This window comes from Plantimonas leprariae (assembly GCF_008802405.1).
GTDB lineage: Bacteria > Pseudomonadota > Alphaproteobacteria > Rhizobiales > Rhizobiaceae > Plantimonas > Plantimonas leprariae.
Map to the genome: position 1 here is coordinate 1 of NZ_VZDO01000032.1, position 16457 is coordinate 16457.

Annotated in this window: 16 protein-coding genes and 1 pseudogene; 2 read left to right on the top strand and 15 right to left on the bottom strand. The window is 66.6% G+C overall.

Going from position 1 to position 16457, the window contains the following annotated elements; genetic code table 11:
• The coding region (locus tag F6X38_RS23805) for a hypothetical protein (RefSeq protein WP_210248908.1) at positions 1 to 253 on the top strand (253 nt) is incomplete at its 5' end.
• Positions 254 to 256: 3 nt separating this feature from the next.
• Here the strand turns inward: F6X38_RS23805 and F6X38_RS23025 are convergent.
• Together F6X38_RS23025 and F6X38_RS23030 are read right to left on the bottom strand one after the other, a co-directional pair.
• A complete protein-coding gene (locus tag F6X38_RS23025; protein ID WP_150974048.1) occupies positions 257 to 544 on the bottom strand; it encodes an ArsR/SmtB family transcription factor in 288 nt (95 codons plus the stop codon).
• A gap of 152 nt (positions 545 to 696) precedes the next feature.
• Positions 697 to 1062 carry a hypothetical protein gene (locus F6X38_RS23030; protein ID WP_150974050.1) on the bottom strand — a complete coding sequence of 122 codons (366 nt, stop codon included), beginning with the start codon at positions 1060 to 1062 and terminating at the stop codon, positions 697 to 699.
• A gap of 133 nt (positions 1063 to 1195) precedes the next feature.
• Here F6X38_RS23030 and F6X38_RS23035 point away from each other — a divergent pair, with 133 nt between their 5' ends.
• Entirely contained in the window at positions 1196 to 1696 is a 501-nt protein-coding gene (locus F6X38_RS23035; protein WP_150974052.1) for a hypothetical protein, read from the top strand.
• Between the two features lie 507 nt (positions 1697 to 2203).
• Here the strand turns inward: F6X38_RS23035 and F6X38_RS23040 are convergent.
• From F6X38_RS23040 to F6X38_RS23095, 13 genes and pseudogenes are all read right to left on the bottom strand, one after another.
• Positions 2204 to 3004 carry an SDR family oxidoreductase gene (locus F6X38_RS23040; protein WP_202618069.1) on the bottom strand — a complete coding sequence of 267 codons (801 nt, stop codon included), beginning with the start codon at positions 3002 to 3004 and terminating at the stop codon, positions 2204 to 2206.
• A pseudogene (locus F6X38_RS24345) lies at positions 2952 to 3191 on the bottom strand (SDR family NAD(P)-dependent oxidoreductase); the annotation flags it as partial. The gene F6X38_RS23040 and the pseudogene F6X38_RS24345, both read right to left, overlap by 53 nt.
• A gap of 25 nt (positions 3192 to 3216) precedes the next feature.
• On the bottom strand, positions 3217 to 4983 hold the full coding sequence (locus tag F6X38_RS23045; RefSeq protein ID WP_150974054.1) for a glycoside hydrolase family 15 protein: 1767 nt from the start codon (positions 4981 to 4983) through the stop codon (positions 3217 to 3219).
• On the bottom strand, positions 4980 to 5291 hold the full coding sequence (locus F6X38_RS23050) for a cytochrome o ubiquinol oxidase subunit IV (RefSeq protein ID WP_150974056.1): 312 nt from the start codon (positions 5289 to 5291) through the stop codon (positions 4980 to 4982). The genes F6X38_RS23045 and F6X38_RS23050 overlap by 4 nt, the downstream gene beginning before the upstream one ends.
• Entirely contained in the window at positions 5288 to 5944 is a 657-nt protein-coding gene (locus tag F6X38_RS23055) for a cytochrome c oxidase subunit 3 (protein ID WP_150974059.1), read from the bottom strand. Before F6X38_RS23055 ends, F6X38_RS23050 begins: the two co-directional genes overlap by 4 nt.
• Complete coding sequence (locus F6X38_RS23060) at positions 5941 to 8049, bottom strand: cbb3-type cytochrome c oxidase subunit I (protein ID WP_150974061.1); 2109 nt, start codon at positions 8047 to 8049, stop codon at positions 5941 to 5943. Before F6X38_RS23060 ends, F6X38_RS23055 begins: the two co-directional genes overlap by 4 nt.
• On the bottom strand, positions 8046 to 8954 hold the full coding sequence (locus F6X38_RS23065) for a COX aromatic rich motif-containing protein (RefSeq protein ID WP_150974063.1): 909 nt from the start codon (positions 8952 to 8954) through the stop codon (positions 8046 to 8048). Before F6X38_RS23065 ends, F6X38_RS23060 begins: the two co-directional genes overlap by 4 nt.
• A gap of 160 nt (positions 8955 to 9114) precedes the next feature.
• On the bottom strand, positions 9115 to 10788 hold the full coding sequence (locus tag F6X38_RS23070; protein WP_202618070.1) for a GMC family oxidoreductase: 1674 nt from the start codon (positions 10786 to 10788) through the stop codon (positions 9115 to 9117).
• On the bottom strand, positions 10778 to 11434 hold the full coding sequence (locus F6X38_RS23075) for a gluconate 2-dehydrogenase subunit 3 family protein (RefSeq protein ID WP_150974065.1): 657 nt from the start codon (positions 11432 to 11434) through the stop codon (positions 10778 to 10780). Before F6X38_RS23075 ends, F6X38_RS23070 begins: the two co-directional genes overlap by 11 nt.
• Complete coding sequence (locus tag F6X38_RS23080; RefSeq protein WP_150974067.1) at positions 11424 to 12455, bottom strand: hypothetical protein; 1032 nt, start codon at positions 12453 to 12455, stop codon at positions 11424 to 11426. The genes F6X38_RS23075 and F6X38_RS23080 overlap by 11 nt, the downstream gene beginning before the upstream one ends.
• A complete protein-coding gene (locus F6X38_RS23085) occupies positions 12452 to 13549 on the bottom strand; it encodes an enolase C-terminal domain-like protein (RefSeq protein WP_150974069.1) in 1098 nt (365 codons plus the stop codon). The genes F6X38_RS23080 and F6X38_RS23085 overlap by 4 nt, the downstream gene beginning before the upstream one ends.
• A 7-nt stretch (positions 13550 to 13556) precedes the next feature.
• Positions 13557 to 15359, bottom strand: a complete 1803-nt coding sequence (locus F6X38_RS23090) for a thiamine pyrophosphate-requiring protein (protein ID WP_202618071.1) — start codon at positions 15357 to 15359, stop codon at positions 13557 to 13559.
• A 94-nt stretch (positions 15360 to 15453) separates the two neighbouring features.
• Positions 15454 to 16338, bottom strand: coding sequence for an SMP-30/gluconolactonase/LRE family protein (locus tag F6X38_RS23095; protein WP_150974071.1), 885 nt, complete (start codon positions 16336 to 16338; stop codon positions 15454 to 15456).
• Positions 16339 to 16457: the final 119 nt, after the last annotated feature.

Genomic DNA, 16457 nt, shown 5'->3' on the forward strand with positions numbered 1-16457 from the left:
TGCGGTCGGCGACGAAATCGAAGATCTCCTGTCGCGCCCTCGCGATGTCGAGCTGCTCGTCCAGGTCGATCTTCGGTTAACGGCCAGTGGATCCGAACAAGGTTATCGTCCCACGTCGGCGGGCCGCGTCCGGACGCATCGAGCTGGTCCGCATCCGGACGAGAGTGTGCCCCGGCTTGCAGGAACATGTTCCTTCGCCGTCAAGTTTTTGGGACAGAGTTCGCCGAGGTCGCTGGTCGCGCTTCGCGCGTGATGCTCAGCCAGCCTTAGGCCTCGGGTTGGCGAGGTAGGTCGACAGGGTAGACAAGGTCTCGCCAACAATTCGGCATACCAGTGTCGTCGCACGGCGCTCCTGACTGACAAGGCCGACGTTCGCCAGCTTGGCCAGATGATGTGAGAGCGTCGAGTTCGGAATGCCGATCTCCGCCTGAAGAGCGCCAACCGGCATGCCCTGTTCGCCGGCGTTCGCGAGATGGTGGAGAATTCTCAGTCTGGTCGGGTTGCCAAGCGCGTCGAACATCCCGGCTGCAATTTCGAGTTCCATCGAAACAATCTATCGTTCGCGGGAGGACTTGCAAACGTCGCGTTATGAGTGCTGGCGAACTGGACCTATGCCGTAGTCTCGCCAACCACTCTCGGGAAGCCGAACGGGTTCGATGCGTACCGAAGCTGCAGACGCCGGCTTGTCCGAATGCATCAGCCCTTCGAGCGATCCCCAGCCATTCCCGGGTCGACCATCTTCCGCAGGGCGGCGATCTCCGCTTCCAAGCTATCCAGTCGCGCGAGTACGCCCACGTTCACCGTGTTCGCTGCGCCACGTCTCCTGTCCTTGCTTTCGCTCGACGGCCAATCCGACGGTCGATATCCATCGACGTAAGCCCGCATCAATCGCGCGGTGTACGGCATCACCCGCTTGTGGTGAGCCTTGTCCGGGCTGGTCTTCAGACGACGCAGGTGCTGCGGGTCTTCGAAACCCAGCATCTGCGCGAGCTGAGCGTCCGTCAGGCCGACGGCTTCCTGTGCGCGCTTGAACTCGGCGAAGGACATGGGCTCGGTCGGCATCAGACATTCGTTCTCCGAGTTGGGATCCTAGACCGCTTGACAGAATCGTTCTTGGGCAACAAGCTTCATGTGATAATGGCGTTTGAGCTCACATTTTGCGGCTTCGGGAACGCCTTGCGTGGGAATTTGGTGGATGAGCAAACCCAAGCTTGGACCGTGGGGGTGCGTGCCTCAGATCGCACGCGATCTGTATGCATTCCTGACCGAGCGGAACGCACTGTATCTGACACTCGTCGGAAGCAACGTCAGCAATCATGGCATCAAAATGCGGAAAGATGTGAACTTCCTGGACGACGACGGGAAGACGGTTCGCGGCGTCAGGTGGACAATCGGGATCGACCCCTTGAACATGAACGCTGCCAAAGCAGCCCTCGGTACGTCCATCATCGACGACATGTTCGTTCTAGAAGCCGAGCCGGACGGCGAGACCGACGAGGGTGAGCAGATCTTCAAAGTAAATTTCATCCGAACCGGGATCTATCAGATCGCCTTCGAGGAAAAGTATGTCGTATCGAGGAGTGGAGGTTTCACGACCGCTGCGACGAAGACAGGGTTACTACGCAAACTCGCCAAGAATATGCGTGTGCGCTCTACGCGGTCGGGTAGGGGCGAAGATCGCCATATTCCTGTTTGACGACCACGTTGGCGCGATCCAGTTGGTCCTCATCGCGCCCTGAAGCGCGGGTCGCTAAACCCTGCGTCATTCCGAGTGGCGGAGTCGAGCCCGCGCAGGCGCTGGAAATCGGGGCTGCGTTTCTCTACGTCTCGTTCCTGCCCCCACGGGTTGCCTGCTACATCGATAGAAACTGTATGGCATGGTCATCTTGACGCCCGTTTTGGCATGAGGCCCGTCGGGCTTCACCTTTGGATCGTTGGTCGACAAGCCGGTTCGTCGCGCGTGAGAGAACGGACGTGAAGGACGCGGTTTGGATTGAGACCGAGTCGGCGGCGGGTAAGCCACGATCCCGCTGAAGTGCGCGTACGTGCCTGATCGGCGATAAGGCCTTCGGCCTTTCTCGTGGCGCACCCGTCGGGTCTCGCCGATCCGGAGACGTGAACGGTCGCGACGCGCTCCAGATGCCCCGCGTCGAAGGGTCGTGCCGCGTCGTGCGCCGGTAGTCCGTCCGAAGACCGACAGCCTTCAAAGCCTGACGTTAAGGAGCGCGAGTGGATGTGCGCCCGGTATTGCGAACACTAAGCACAGCGTCGTTGCCCCGCCAACCAACCTGACCAGCGCATCCCACGCCAAGAGCCGATCGAACCGGCCGTGCGCGCCGTAGGGGCCCGGTACCGGGCGGTCGAGATTGTCTGGAGCGTCGGCCGGCAGATCCTCACCGGTGAGTTGGCCGCTGTAGCCGGCCTTGGCGAGGTAGCGGTCGATCAGGCTGGGGGCGATGCGATTGGCCAAGATGGCTTTCACGGTCGGGAAGCCGACCCACACGTCCCGGCGGCGATGCGTAGCGGCGAAGTAGATCGCCCGGGCCGGCACCTCCGGCTGATAGATCGGCGGCACTGGCTGGGCCTTCTTGCCCATCTTGTTCATCGCCCAGTCGAACTGCGGCGTGTTCACCGCGGGCAGGTCCACCATGGTGATGTGCACATCCAGCTTATCATGGATGATCTCCGAGCGCAGGCTGTCGGTGAAGCCGCGGATGGCCGCCTTGGCGCCGCAATAGATCGCCTGCAGCGGGACGGAACGATAGGCCAGCGCGGAGCCGACGTTGACGATGGTGCCACGGTTGCGGGTCCGCATGCGCGCCAGCGCAGTCATCATGCCATGGACCTGGCCGAGATAGGTGACGTCTGTGCCGCGCTTGATCTCGGCAGCGGTTAAGCTTGCTGACCGGCGAGAACACGGTCGACATCGCGACGTTGACCCACGCGTCGATCGGGCCGAGCTCTGCCTCCGCCCGGTCCGCCGCCGCTTCGACGGCATCGGCATCGGCAACGTCGGTCGGCACCGCGATGGCGCGGATGCCGTAGCGGCCGATCAGGCTCTCGGCGGCGTACGCGAGGCGATCCTTGTCGCGGCTCACCAGCGCAAGATGCCACCCGTTGCGGGCGAACTCCTCGGCTACGGCGCGACCGACGCCGGCGCCGGCGCCGGTGATAACGGCTATTCTGGCCATGTCACATTCCTCGCACGTGCGCGGCTCAGCCGCCGCCGCGTTGCAGAGTGGGGCCGCACAAGCTGAGCCCGGTGTTGACGACGGCGATATGCGCCAGCGCCTGGGGGAAGTTGCCGACCAGTCGACCGGACGGGACGTGGTACTCCTCCGACAAGAGTCCGAGGTCGTTGGATATTCCGAGCACGCGCTCGAACAGCACCCGCGCCTCCTCGCGCCGCCCGGCCATCGCCAGCCCGTCCGCCAGCCAGCATGTGCAGGGCAGAAACACGCCCTCCTCCTTGCCGAGCCACGGCGCCTCCTGCCGGCGGACGAAGCCCCCCTCCATCAAGCATTTCTCGATCGCGGCGAACGTGCCGGCGATGCGCTCGTCGTCAGCCGGCAGGAAGCCGACAAGCGGCAGCAGCAGCGCGCTCGCGTCCAGATGCCGCGAACCGTAGCACTGCATGAAACTGCGGCGGCCGGCGTCGTACCCGTGCGCACAGACGTCCGCGTGGATCCTGTCCCGGAGCGCTTCCAGCTCGCCGCGCCGGGCGCCTCCGACGTCGCCGAGGGCGAGGTAGCGGTCGACTGCGACCCAGGCCATCACTTTGGAGTAGACGTAGTGCTGCGGGGCCGCGCGACTTTCCCACATGCCCTGGTCCGGCTCCTCCCAGAGGCGCTCCACCTGCTCGACCAGCCGTTTCCCGGTCGCCCGGCCCTTGTCGCTCCGAACGATGCCGGCCTTCTGGCACAGCCGGGCGCTGTCGAGCACCTCGCCATAGACGTCGAGCTGACGCTGTCCGGCCGCGGCGTTGCCGACGCGGACGGGCCGGGCGCCGTTCCAACCCGGCAGATGTTCGAGGGTCCGCTCCTCGATCTGACGGCCGCCATCGACGCGGTACATAATACGCATCCTGTCCGGCGCCCCGGCGATGGCGTGGAACAGCCACTGCTGCCACGCCTCCGCTTCCGTCTTGAACCCGGCGTTCAGCAATGCCGTCAGCGTGAAGGTCGAGTCACGCAGCCAACAATAGCGATAGTCCCAGTTCATTGTGCCGCCGGGCTTCTCTGGCAGGCCCAAGGTGGGCGCGGCAATGATGCCACCGGTCGGGAGGTAGGTCAGCGCACGTAGTGTCAGCAGCGAGCGCCGGACCGCCTCTGGCCAGTTGGTCGACTTGTTGAACGTGCCGATCCAGTCGCGCCACCAACGCTCGGTCTCGTCCTGGGCCGCGGCAGGATCGACGGGCTCGGGAGTTCCAGCCGGCAGAGAGAAGTGCTGCAGCACGTAGTCGGCCCGCTCGCCGGCTTGTAGCGTGAGGCGGGCGCGCACCACCTCTCCCTCAAGCGAAAGGCCGGGGCCACGCAGCGTCACCGTGTCGGGACCGACCTCGCCGACGAGGCCTCCATCCTTCTGCTCCCACCAGAGCGGAACCTCGCCGTAGCCGAAGCGCAGCCGGAGCAGCACGTCCACCTCGACCGGCCCGTCGAGCGCCTCCAGCCGCCTGACGATGGCCGACGTCCCGGCCCGTTGCACCGGCATGAAGTCGGTCAGCACCAGACGTCCGTCGGTGACGGCGAACTCGGTCCGCAGCACGAGGTCGTCCCCGGCGTAGCGCCGGGTCACGGTCGCGGGGTCAGCGGGGGCGATGCGCCAGGTGCCGTGCTCCTCCGTTCCCAAGAGGGCGGACAGGCAGGCATCGCTGTCGAAGCGGGGCCAGCACAGCCAGTCGATGGCGCCGTCGCGCGCCACCAGCGCCACCGTGTGGCCGTCGCCGATCAGCGCGTAGGCCTCGATGGGCTTGGACGCGCTCACATCATCCGCCCGTGCAGGTTGAACAGCACCACCAGCGTGCCGCCCACCATCAGGGCGACAATCGCCGCCGAGAACAGCAGCAGTTGCAGGTCAGGCCGACTATTCCGCCGCAGGTCGATGTGCAGGAAGAAGCGGAAATGCACCAGCATCTGCACCAGCCCGAGGCCGAGCACGGTGTAGAACGCCTGCCGCCCCGTCAGCACCTGGAGCGCCACCAGGCCGAAGGCCGACAAGGTGAACAGGAGAGCCAGGCCGTAGCCGAGGATGAGGGAGCGAACCTCGTCGCGCTCGATGGTGGGGGAGGTCACCGCAGCGCTCCCTGCAGGTAGACGACGGAGAAGATGGCAATCCAGACGATGTCGAGGAAATGCCAGAACAGCGACAAGCGGATCATGTTCACCTTCAAGGGCCGATCGAGCCCGCCGATGGCGAGTTGAAGCAGAAGGACCGGCAACCAGACGATGCCGGTCAGCACGTGCAGCCCGTGCGTGCCGACGAGCACGGTGAAGGCGGACAGGAAGAAGGAGCGGTCGGCGGTGGCGCCCTCCCGCGCCATGGTGGCGAAGTCGTTGGCTTCCATGCCCAGGAAGGCGACGCCCAGAACCCAGGTCAGCCCCAGCCACAGGACGGCGGGACGCAAGTGCGGGGCCAGCCGGGGCTTCGCACCGCGCTTGAGCATGATCGAGCCCATGCCGAAGGTGAAGGAGGAGGCGAGCAGCAGCATGGTCTCGATGAAGGCCGGCCCGAGCTTGACCACCCGAGCCAGGTCCGGGCCGCCCGCGGTCGCTTCCAGCGAGGTGCCGAACAACGCGAACAGCAGCGCGAAGACCACCGCGTCGCTCATCAGGAAGATCCAGAAGCCGAACACGTCGCTCTCGACCTGCTCCGCCTCCTCGCGGGTGGCGTGGTCCAGGTTCAGCCCTGCGTGCAGCAGTGTCGGGCCGGGCGAGGCGCTGGTCATGCGTGCTTCGCCGTCGGCTGGGGGAAGATCTTGGCGCGGCCCTGGTTGAGGCTGCTTTCCTCCTGCTCCCGCGGCACCGACCGGGCCGCCTGGGCCTCGGCGATCCAGCGCCGATCAGCGGCCTCGACCATTGCTCCGGGGATCGTCTTGGTCACGTTCCGCATGAAGGAGCGGACGATGACGGTGGCGACGACCAGCCCGGCGAACAGCAGCGTCATCCACCAGATGCGCCACACCAGCCCGAAACAGCACGCCCCGGCGGCGACGCCGATGATCAGGCCGCAGGCCGTGTTCCGCGGCATCTCGATGTCGCGGTAGTGGTCGGCCGGGTGGTAGGCACCGCCGGCCCGCTTGCGCCAGTAGAAGGCGTCGCGGTCGCCGACATGGGGGATGGTCGCGAAGTTCCATTCCGGCGGCGGAGCGGCGACGGACCATTCGAGGCCGCGAGCGTCCCATGGGTCGCCGACGGGCACCGCGTTGGCGTGGCGGTCCCGGATGGACACGTAGAGTTGGACGAACAACGTGGTCAGGGCTGTCAACAGGACGAAGGCGCCGAACAGGGCGACGAGCAGCCAGGGACGGAACGAGGGCTCGAACACCTGCTGCGTGCGCCGCGCCATGCCGGCGGCGCCGAGCACGTAAAGTGGGAAGAACGCCAGGTAGAACCCGGAGATCCAGCAGCCCGCGCTGAGCCATCCCCATCTCTCGTTCAACCGGAAGCCGAACGCCTTCGGGAACCAGTACATGTAGCCCGCCAGCAGGCCGTACAGCGTGCCGGGGATGAGCATGTTGTGGAAGTGCGCCACCAGGAACAGCGTGTTGTGCATCATGTAGTCGAGCGGTGGGGTGGCCAGGATGATGCCGGTAAAGCCGCCCAGCACGAAGGTCATCATGAAGGCCATGGACAGCACCATGGGCGGGGTGAACCGCACCTCGCCCCGGAACATGGTCCAGATCCAGTCGTAGATCTTGACCCCCGTCGGAATGCCGATCGTCATGGTGGCGATGCCGAAGGCCGCGTTGACGCTGGCGCTTTGCCCCATGGTGAAGAAGTGGTGCAGCCACACGGTGAAGGACAAAACGGCGATCGCCATGGTGGCGATCACCAGGGACTTGTAGCCGTAGAGCTCCTTGGACGAGAAGGCTGAGATGACTTCGGAGTACACGCCGAAGGCCGGTAGCACCACGATGTAGACTTCGGGATGGCCGAACAACCAGAACAGGTTGACGTAGTTCATCATGTTGCCGCCGCCGTCGTCGGTGAAGAAGTGCATCCCGGCGTAACGGTCGGCGGCCAGCAGCAGCGTCGCCACCGTCAGCGGCGGCATGGCGAAGATCATCAGGATGGCGGTGCAGAGCGAGGTCCAGCAAAACATCGGCAGGCGCAGGAAGGTCATGCCGGGTGCACGGAACTTGTAGATGGTGCAGGCTAGGTTGATGCCGACCGTTACCGAGCTCAACGAGGACAGGGTCACGGCCCAGATCCAGTAGTCCGGCCCGACGCCGCCGCTGAACGCCAGCTCCGTGTAGGGCGGGTAGCCGCTCCAGCCGCCGGTGGAGAACTCGCCCACGGCCAGCGACACCATCATCAGGCCGGCCCCGCCCACCGTCAGCCACAAGCCGATGGAATTGAGGTAAGGGAACGCCATGTCCCGCGCGCCGATCTGCAGCGGCACCACGTAGTTCATCAGCCCGCTGAGGAACGGCATCGCCATGAAGAAGATCATGATGGAGCCGTGGGTGGTGAACAGCTGGGCGAAGTGCCCCGGCTCGACGTAGCCCGGCGCGTTGATCGCGACCGCCTGCTGGGTGCGGATCAGCACCGCCTCGATCAGCGCTCGCGACAGCATGATGCCGGCCAGCACCACGTACATGATGCCGATCTTCTTGTGATCGACGCTGGTGAACCACTCGGTCCACAGGTACTTCCAGGCGCGCAGCCAGGTGATCAGCGCGATCGCACCGACGGCGCCCAGCACGACGATCGCTCCGGCCCCTGCGCCGATGATCTCGCTGATGTTGGGTTCGCGCCAGGCGCGCACGAAGGGCAGCGCCCCCCAGCTCAGCTGCCCGAACAGAAAGGTGGCGAAGCTCGGATCGTTCATTGGGCTTTCCCGTGATCATGCGGCATGCCCTTGTCCACCGCCACCGTCCGGGGGGACTGCGGCGGCTTCTCAAGCTCCAGCGCATGCCCGCTCGGCTGTTGCAGCGACACCACCCGGTCGAACAGCCCAGGCTGCACCGCAGCGTAGGCGAGCGGGTTCGGCAGCGTGCTGCGACGCGTGAGCTTCTCGTACTCCATGGCATCCAGACGGTTCGGCTGTGCCCGCACCTCCGCCAACCAGCCGGCAAAACCTGCCTCGTCCATCGCATCGACGCCGAACTTCTGGTTCTGGAAGCCGGTGCCGTTGAACTGCGTGTTCTCGCCGAAGAAGCTGCCGGGCCGATCGGCCTGGATGTTGAGTTGGGTGCGCATTCCCGCCATGACGGCGATCTGCCCGGCCAGGCGCGGCATCAGGATCGACTGCATCACCGTGGCGCTGGTCAGGTCCAGGTGCACCGGGCGCCCCGCCGGGATCACCAGCCGGTTCACGGCCGCGACGCCCTCTTCGGGGTAGACGAAGATCCATTTCCAGTCGGCTGCGATCGCCTGCACGGTGATCGCCTCGCCGGGCAGCGGCTTGTAGGGATCGAGCCGGTGCGTGTCCCGCCACAGGAACACCGCGAGCAGCACGACGATCCCCGTGGGCGGGATCCATATCAGCCCTTCCAAGGACCAGTTGAAGCCCCACTGCGGGCGGTAGGCGCTCTTGGTGTTCGACAGCCGGTAGTGCCAGGCGACCAGCGGCACCAGCAGCAACACGGGACCGATCACGAACAGCATCACGAAGCAGACGAACAGGAATTCGTCGTGGATGATCTGCGCGACCGGCCCGGCCGGCGACAGGAAGCCGCGGTGCAGCACACCACACCCCCCGAGCAGCAGGCCGGAAGCGAGGAAGCACGCCATTGCCAAGTAGCGGGCGGCGCGACGAACGGCGCCGGTTCCTCGTTGGACGGCTACGTGCCGTCCGTGGTCGCCACCAAGGACCTCGTGGCAATCAGCTTGGTCGCCCGACCCCGGCGCCGGACGTGGGAGCGTTGAGAGCCAGCGCACGTGAAGCAGCACCCTAAGCCCGAGCCATGCGTGATGCCGAGGACGACAGCTCGCCTCGCTTCGCCATGGCCCCGATGCGGGCCGCGGTGCGCATGGCGATGGCGGTGATGGTGAGCGACGGGTTCACCCCGCCGACTGTGGGGAACACGGATCCGTCGCAGATCCACAGGTTCGGGATGTCCCAGCTCCGGCAGTCCGCGTCCACCACGCTGGTGTCCGCGTCGAACCCCATGCGCGCCGTGCCGCCCAGGTGGTTCATGTCGTTCTCCTGGCGCCAGATATCCTTGGCGCCCACCAGGCCGAGGCTGGTGGTCATCTGGTCCAGCGCGTGATTGATCAGCGCCTTGTCGTTGTCGCCCCAACTGTAGGTGATGCGCGGAATGCGCAGGCCGTACTGGTCCAAGTCGTCGGCCAGCGTCACCTGGTTGCGCTCGTCCGGGAGCTGCTCGCCCACCATCTTCAGCCCGACCAGATGGTTGTAGCGCAGCATCTCCTCGTGCAGCGCGGCGCCCCACAGCTTCTTGCTGCCGGTCAGGATCGTCATCGTCTCGATCGGCAGCGGGCCCTGCGCCATCCAGCAGTAGCCGCCGAAGAAGTCCTTCCTGTCCTCGTAGTTCCAGTGCTCGGTGATGGTGGTGGAGGGCGGCGCCTTGTAGGCTCGCACCACCTCGTCCATGTAGCCCCAGGCCGCCTGGTTCGACTGGCTCATCAGGTTCTTGCCGAGCAGGCCGCTGCTGTTGGCCAGCCCTTCCGGGAAGCGGTCGGTCGAGGAGGCCAGCAGGAGGCGCGGCGTCTCGATCGCGTAGCCCGCCACCACGACGTTGCGCGCCTTCTGGAAGCGCCAATGTCCCTCGCGCAGAAAGTGGACACCCGTGGCGCGGCCATCGGGCCCCGTCTCGATCCGCCCGACCATCGCCAAGTCGCGGATCTCCGCCCCCGCCTTCAGCGCACGGGGGATGAAGGTGACGAGCTGGCTCTGCTTGGCGTTGGTGGAGCAGCCGAAGCGGCAAAAGCCGCGATACACGCACGGATGCGAGTCGCCCCTGGGAGCGGACACGGTGGCGAGCGGCGTTTCCGTCCAATCGTAGCCCATCGCCTCGGCGCCGCGCGCCAGGAGCTGGGCAGCGCCGTTGATCGGGTGGGCCCGGTAGGGGTAACGCGGCCGGTGCGGCCCCCAGGGGTAGGTGATGGGGCCGGAGATCGCCAAGGCCCGCTCCGCCTTGGCGTACCAGTCCCACATCTCCCGCCAGTTGAGCGGCCAATCGACGCCGTAGCCGAGCGCAGTGCGCGCCTTGAACCATTCCGGCCGGAAGCGCAGCGACACCATGGCGAAATGCACGGTGGAGCCGCCCACCGCCTTGCCGCTGTTCTTGCCGCCCATCACCAGCGGGTTCTCGCCGACGGAGATGCGGTCGTCGTTCCAGTAAAGCTGTTCCTGCTCCGTCTCGTCGGACGCGAAATCCTCCAGCGGACGGAAGTACGGCCCGGCGTCGAAGCCGATCACCGAATACCCCTGCTCCGCCAGCCCGGCGATTACCGGACCGCCGCCGGCACCGGTGCCGATCACGACGAAGTCCACCTCCTCGGACTCGGCGAACTGCCGCATCGGCACCCATGCGCCGGGCTTGAACACGTCCGGGGCGCGGCCGCCGGCAGCCCGCGGCGCGGCAAAGGGATCAGATGACACGCTTGTTCGCCCTCTCGGTCTGGGCCTCCCGACCCGGTTTCGCCTCCGTCGGCTCCCACGGGTCGCGATTGTCCAGATCCAACCGCACATAGCCGCGCGGCGACGCCGGCCCGGCCCAGCCGATCTCGTTCCAGGCTTCGGGGTGCGAGTAGTAGGAACCGATCACGTCGTGGTTGACGTGAGCGTCCCAGAAGTTCTTGGGCGGCATGCCGTCGAGCGCGGCGGCCGTCAGCTTCCCGTGCTGCAGGTCCTGCAGCACCGCGTCCTGATCGGACGCGGTCAGCATCGCGAACGACCGGCCGTGGTCGCGCAATGCCACTTCCTCCAGCGCTGCCAGCGCGCGACGCCAAGCGTCCCAAGGCTGCGGCATGTCCGCCAGTCGGAAGCCCTTGGTCTTGCGAGCCGCCAACTGGCGATCCACCAGCGCCGCGACCGGCACGCGGGGCCGGCCGGCCGGCTGCGGCGCCACCCGGTCGCACAGCGCCCGCAGCGTGCGCCACTCCTCCAGCGCGAAGAAGCGCGGCGTGTCCTCCACCGCCAGACGGGCGTCGATCACCTGCCGCGTTCTGTCGTTCCAGGACGGCGTGTTTCGTTTGTCCAGAACGTCGTATCCGGGGTAGCGGCCGCGCGAAACGTCATCGCTCATCGGGTTGATCCTGCAAGAGGCCGAGTGCGGCGAGCCCGGCAAGTGCCAAGCCGGTGAAAGCGGGCGGCGCCGGCAGGGGCGGCCCGGCTTGGATGTTCTGCGTCCAGTTGCGCCAGCCGCCCATGTTGCGCGCCACGCCCACGGCGTGGAATCCGACACCCAGCACGCCCACCAGCCCGGTGACGCGCAGCCACCAGCGGGTGAAAGGGCGTGGCTGCCGCGCTCTGCCGAGCGAAGCCGCGCCGAGCAGGGCGGCGGCTGCCGGCGGCAGGGTGACGGGCACCAGCATCGCCGGGTTGTGGTAGGCGCCGCGGAAATGCAGCAGCCCGACCTCGCCCACGGTGCCGAGCAGACCCAGGCTGGTCAGCAGCCCAACCACGCGCCCCGCCGGCAACCCCACCACGGTCGGCAGCGTGCCCGGCCGGTTGTCCCGCACCCGCTCCGCCAGGAATCCCACCATGCCCGACAGGCTGATGGCGGCGGGCGCGCCCAGCGGCGCCGCGTAGAACAGGTTCTGCCAGGAGAAGCCGCCGACGCGCTTGCCGACATTGTAGATGTGGAACCCGGTGCCGACGACGCCCGTCAACCCGGCCAGGGCGTACACCCCGTCCCGCATCCTGTGTGCGACGGTGTTGCGATCCCGATGGCCGTGCAGGCTGGCGGCCAGCGACAGGGCGGACACCACGATCGGGGTGTACATCGCCTTGTTGCTGAATGCGCCGCGATAGTGCTCCACCGCGCTGTCCAAGAGCACGGAGGTGGCGATCAGCCCGGCTGCGCGGTTCAGTCGCCGCGCCGCCTTTACGGCATGGCGGCGGTCTACAGTGGGAGAGGGTGCGAACGGAAAGGATCTGCGCGCCGGCACCAGCCGGGACGGGATCGATTCCAGCGCGGCCAAGTCTCCATGCGGCCGGCGGGCAAGCAGCCCGGCACCCACGGCAGCAGTCCCGCCCAGCAAAGCCAACGCCGCGAAAATACCGCCCGTCGGGTCGTGCGTGTTGACGTTGACACGGTTACTCATGCTGCAAAGCGCTCCGCATCCTGCTGCTTGAACTCGAGACCGAGTCCGGGCCGGGTCATGTCGGGGCGGATGACGCCGTCCTTCGGGACTGGCGCGCCGTCGAACAGCATGTGCTCGATGCGGACATGGTCGTGAAACCATTCCAGGTGGCGCAGGCGCGGCACCGCGCTTGCCGCGTGGACATGCAACGCCGGGGCGCAGTGACCGGACAGGTCCACATGGTGAGCGTCGCACAGCATGCCGACGGTGAGAAAGCCGGTAATCCCCAGGCAGCGCGACGCATCGCATTGCAGCACGTCGACGGCTCGCCGCTCCAGCAGGTGGCGGGCGTCGTCCGTGTTGAAGGCGTACTCGCCAGCGGCAACGTCCATGCAGGCCGGAGCGTGGTCGCGCACTTGCGCGAGACCATCGAGGTCGTCGGAGGAGACAGGTTCCTCGAACCACGCGGTGCCGCATTCGGCGGCAAAGGTTTGGGCGAGAAGCAAGGCCTTTTTGACGGAATAAGCCCCGTTGGCGTCCACGAAGAGGCTGGCGTCGCCGATCGCGCCCTTGGCGACGCGGGCGCGGCGTGGATCGTCCTCCGGATGGGTGCCGACCTTCATCTTGACCATGCGGCAGCCATCGCGATCCACCCAGGTGCCGAGCTGGGTCGTGAGCTGCGCGTCGTCGTAGGAGGTGAAGCCCCCGCTGCCGTAGATCGGCACGGCTTCCCGGGCGCGTCCGATGAGGGCGGCGAGCGGCAGGCCGAGCAGCTTGGCCTTCAGGTCCCACAGCGCGGCATCGACGGCGGAGATGGCCGTCGCCGCGAGGCCGGACCGGCCCATGTTGCGCACCGCGTCGACCATCAGCCGATGGCACAGTGGCACGTCGAAGGCATCCTGGCCGCCGATCGCCTGCGCCAGCTTGCCGGTGACGAGAGCGGTCACGCCGCCCGAACTGTAGGTGTAGCCGAGGCCGGTCGCACCGCCGCCCGCAACGGTCACCACGACGAGCGTGGTGTCGCTCCAGGCGAAGGTGCCATCGGCTTCCGGCGCGTCTGTCGGAACCGTGAAGGCCCGTGCCGTGACGGTCCCGATCGGGGTGCCAGTCGCCATGCCGGCCTCAGCGGCCCGGCACGATGGTCGAGAGCAGCTCCTTGGCGGAATTCTTCAGCACGCCGCCCAGCTCCGGCTCGGACGGGATCATGGTCATGAAGTTCAGCGCGTCTTTCAGCGTGATGTGCGGCGGCAGCGGCGGCACGTTGGGGTCGGTGAAGAACTCCAGGATCACCGGCTTATCGGCTGCCAGCGCCTCGTCCCAAGCCGCGCCGACCTTGTCCGGCTCGTTGCAGAAGATGCCCTTCAGCCCCAAGAGCTCGGCATATTTGGCGTAAGGGAAGTCCGGGATCGACTGCGTGCTCTCCGTCTTGCCGGAGCCCAACTGCACCCGCTCCTCCCAGGTCACCTGGTTCAGGTCGCGGTTGTTCAGCACCATCATGATCAGTTTCGGGTTGGACCAGTCCCGCCAGTACTTCGAGATGGTGATCATCTCGTTCAGGCCGTTCATCTGCATGGCACCGTCGCCGATCGTGCCGATCACCACGCGCTCGGGAAACGCCATCTTGGCGCCGATGGCATAGGGCGTCGCCGCTCCCAGGGAGGCCAGCGAGCCGGACAGCGACCCCTTCATGCCGCGCCGGAACTTCAGGTCCCGCCCGTACCAGTTGGCGACGGAACCGCTGTCCGCCGTGACGATGCAGTTCTCCGGCAGCCGCGACGACAACTCCCAGAACACGCGCTGCGGGTTGATCGGGTCGGCGGAATCCATCGCGCGGGCTTCCAGCACCTTCCACCAGTCATCGAGGTTGGACTTGATGGTGTCACGCCACTTGGTGTCGGTCGTCTGCTCCAAGAGCGGCAGAAGTGCCTTCAGCGTTTCGGCGCTGTCGCCGACGAGGTTGATCTCCGTCGGGTAGCGCAGGCTGAGCTTGTCGCCCTTGATGTCGATCTGAACGCCGCGTGCGGTACCGGGCGTGGGTAGGAACTCGCTGTAGGGGAAGGAGGAGCCGACGATGAACAGCGTGTCGCAATCCTGCATCAGGTCCCAGGACGGCTTGGTGCCCAGCAGCCCCAGGCCGCCCGTGACGAAGGGCAGGTCGTCCGGCACGGCCGCCTTGCCCAGCAGCGCTTTGGCGATCCCAGCGCCCAGCTTGTCGGCCACCGCGATCACCTCGTCCGTGGCATCGAGGCAGCCGGCGCCCACCAGCATGGCGACCTTCTTGCCTTCGTTCAGGACCTTTGCCGCCGCCTGCAGCCCCGCCAGCTCCGGCACCTTGCTTTCCGCCGGGAACCCGACGCCCGTATGGGTGGTGCCGTGCACCAGCGGCGGGTCCTTGTAGCTCAGCAGTTGCAGATCGTTCGGGATGATGATGCAGGTGACGGAGCGCTTGTTCTGGGCGATGCGCACGGCGCGGTCCACCAAGTGGCGGATCTGCTCCGGCAGGGTGGCGATGGCGACGTAGTCGCTGGCCACGTCCTTGAACAACGTGACTAGGTCAACTTCCTGCTGGTAGTGCGCACCCAGCGCTGTGCGCGCCTGCTGGCCGACGATCGCGACCACCGGCGCGTTGTCCATCTTGGCATCGTACAGCCCGTTCAAGAGGTGGATCGCGCCGGGTCCGGAGGTGGCGTAGCAGAGCCCCACCCCACCGGTGAACTTGGCATGAGCGGACGCCATGAAGGCCGCCATCTCCTCGTGCCGGACCTGGACGTACTCCATGCCGGTGTCGTTGCCGTGCTTGCCCTTCAGGGCCTTCTCCAGCGCCACATCCAGCCCGCCGACCCCGTCGCCGGGGTAGCCGTAGACCCGGTGCAGGCCCCATTCCTGCAAGCGCTTCCAGATGAAGTCGGCAACGGTCAGTGACATGGCATTCTCCGAGGCGGGATCAGGCGAACCGGTAGGGTGAAAGACGCTCGATGAGCCGGTCAGTCGCACACCCGGCAACTCGTGGTTTGAGTAACTATCGGACTACACAGGGGCGCGGGATGCCGCGGACCCCGGGCCGCAGCCGCAGTATGGCCCCTGCCAGGGGTTCGCGTGCCCGCTGCTCGGGCGTCAGCTTGTCCGTGGCGCTCGTGACCACCATCGCGTCCAGTTCGTCGCCAACGAAGGCGCACATGGTGGGCTGGCTGACCGGCAGGTCCACAACACCCACCAATTGGCCTTCTGGATCGTAGCGGTGCAGCGCGCTTCCGCCATGGACCGCAGACCAGTAGCAGCCTTCCTCATCTACTGCGGCCCCGTCCGGCACCCCCTTACTCTCCGCCACCCTTGCGAAGAGCTGGCAGGAACCGATCGTGCCGGTCTCCGGGTCATAGGGGTAACGGCAAACGGTCCCTTCGTTGGAATGGGACAGCAGCAGGCTACGGCCGTCGGGACTCCAGGCGGCACCGTTATGCAGTTCGGCTAGGTCGGGCTCAGCAACCAAGCCCTCGGCGCGGGTGAATCGGTGCAGCGGCGCGGCGGCGGTCGGCGCTTCGTGGCCCGGCCGCGGGTCGAACATCGCTCCGACCCAAAATCGGCCGTGCACATCGCAGATGCCCTCGTTGAACCGGAAACGGTCGGGGTCGAAGGGAGGCGGCGCGACCAGGCTGGTTCTGCCGGTGCTCAGGTCCAAGTCGAACAGGCCGGTTCGCAGAGCAACCACGGCGCCCGGTGGCCCATCCGTCAGCGCGAAGGCACCTACATCGGTCGGGAGCGGCCAGCGCTGAAGAACCGCCTCGCGATCCACCCGGTGCAAAGCGGGCTCCTTGACGTCGATCCAGTAAATCGCCCCGTCTCGGGGCGACCACGTCGGCGACTCGCCAATGGTCGCGTGGCAGTCCACCAGAACTTCGATGTTCATGGCGTCACCTGTTCGACTGAACGCTCCGTTCCGGTTATTCAGCGGCCATCGCCGGCATCGGCTTCGGGCCGGTGCCGTGGACGCGCGGGTCGATCGGTCCGAGCACGGGCGCCTCGCCC

What these genes read in the sequence shown, in the direction of transcription:
- F6X38_RS23040 (WP_202618069.1), bottom strand. Translation starts at nt 3,004, where the DNA reads ATGCCGATGCCGTCGAAGCGGCGGCGGACCGGGCGGAGGCAGAGCTCG.
- F6X38_RS23075 (WP_150974065.1), bottom strand. Translation starts at nt 11,434, where the DNA reads ATGAGCGATGACGTTTCGCGCGGCCGCTACCCCGGATACGACGTTCTG.
- F6X38_RS23090 (WP_202618071.1), bottom strand. Translation starts at nt 15,359, where the DNA reads ATGTCACTGACCGTTGCCGACTTCATCTGGAAGCGCTTGCAGGAATGG.
- F6X38_RS23085 (WP_150974069.1), bottom strand. Translation starts at nt 13,549, where the DNA reads ATGGCGACTGGCACCCCGATCGGGACCGTCACGGCACGGGCCTTCACG.
- F6X38_RS23080 (WP_150974067.1), bottom strand. Translation starts at nt 12,455, where the DNA reads ATGAGTAACCGTGTCAACGTCAACACGCACGACCCGACGGGCGGTATT.
- F6X38_RS23065 (WP_150974063.1), bottom strand. Translation starts at nt 8,954, where the DNA reads ATGGCGTGCTTCCTCGCTTCCGGCCTGCTGCTCGGGGGGTGTGGTGTG.
- F6X38_RS23055 (WP_150974059.1), bottom strand. Translation starts at nt 5,944, where the DNA reads ATGACCAGCGCCTCGCCCGGCCCGACACTGCTGCACGCAGGGCTGAAC.
- F6X38_RS23035 (WP_150974052.1), top strand. Translation starts at nt 1,196, where the DNA reads ATGAGCAAACCCAAGCTTGGACCGTGGGGGTGCGTGCCTCAGATCGCA.
- F6X38_RS23025 (WP_150974048.1), bottom strand. Translation starts at nt 544, where the DNA reads ATGGAACTCGAAATTGCAGCCGGGATGTTCGACGCGCTTGGCAACCCG.
- F6X38_RS23060 (WP_150974061.1), bottom strand. Translation starts at nt 8,049, where the DNA reads ATGAACGATCCGAGCTTCGCCACCTTTCTGTTCGGGCAGCTGAGCTGG.
- F6X38_RS23030 (WP_150974050.1), bottom strand. Translation starts at nt 1,062, where the DNA reads ATGCCGACCGAGCCCATGTCCTTCGCCGAGTTCAAGCGCGCACAGGAA.
- F6X38_RS23095 (WP_150974071.1), bottom strand. Translation starts at nt 16,338, where the DNA reads ATGAACATCGAAGTTCTGGTGGACTGCCACGCGACCATTGGCGAGTCG.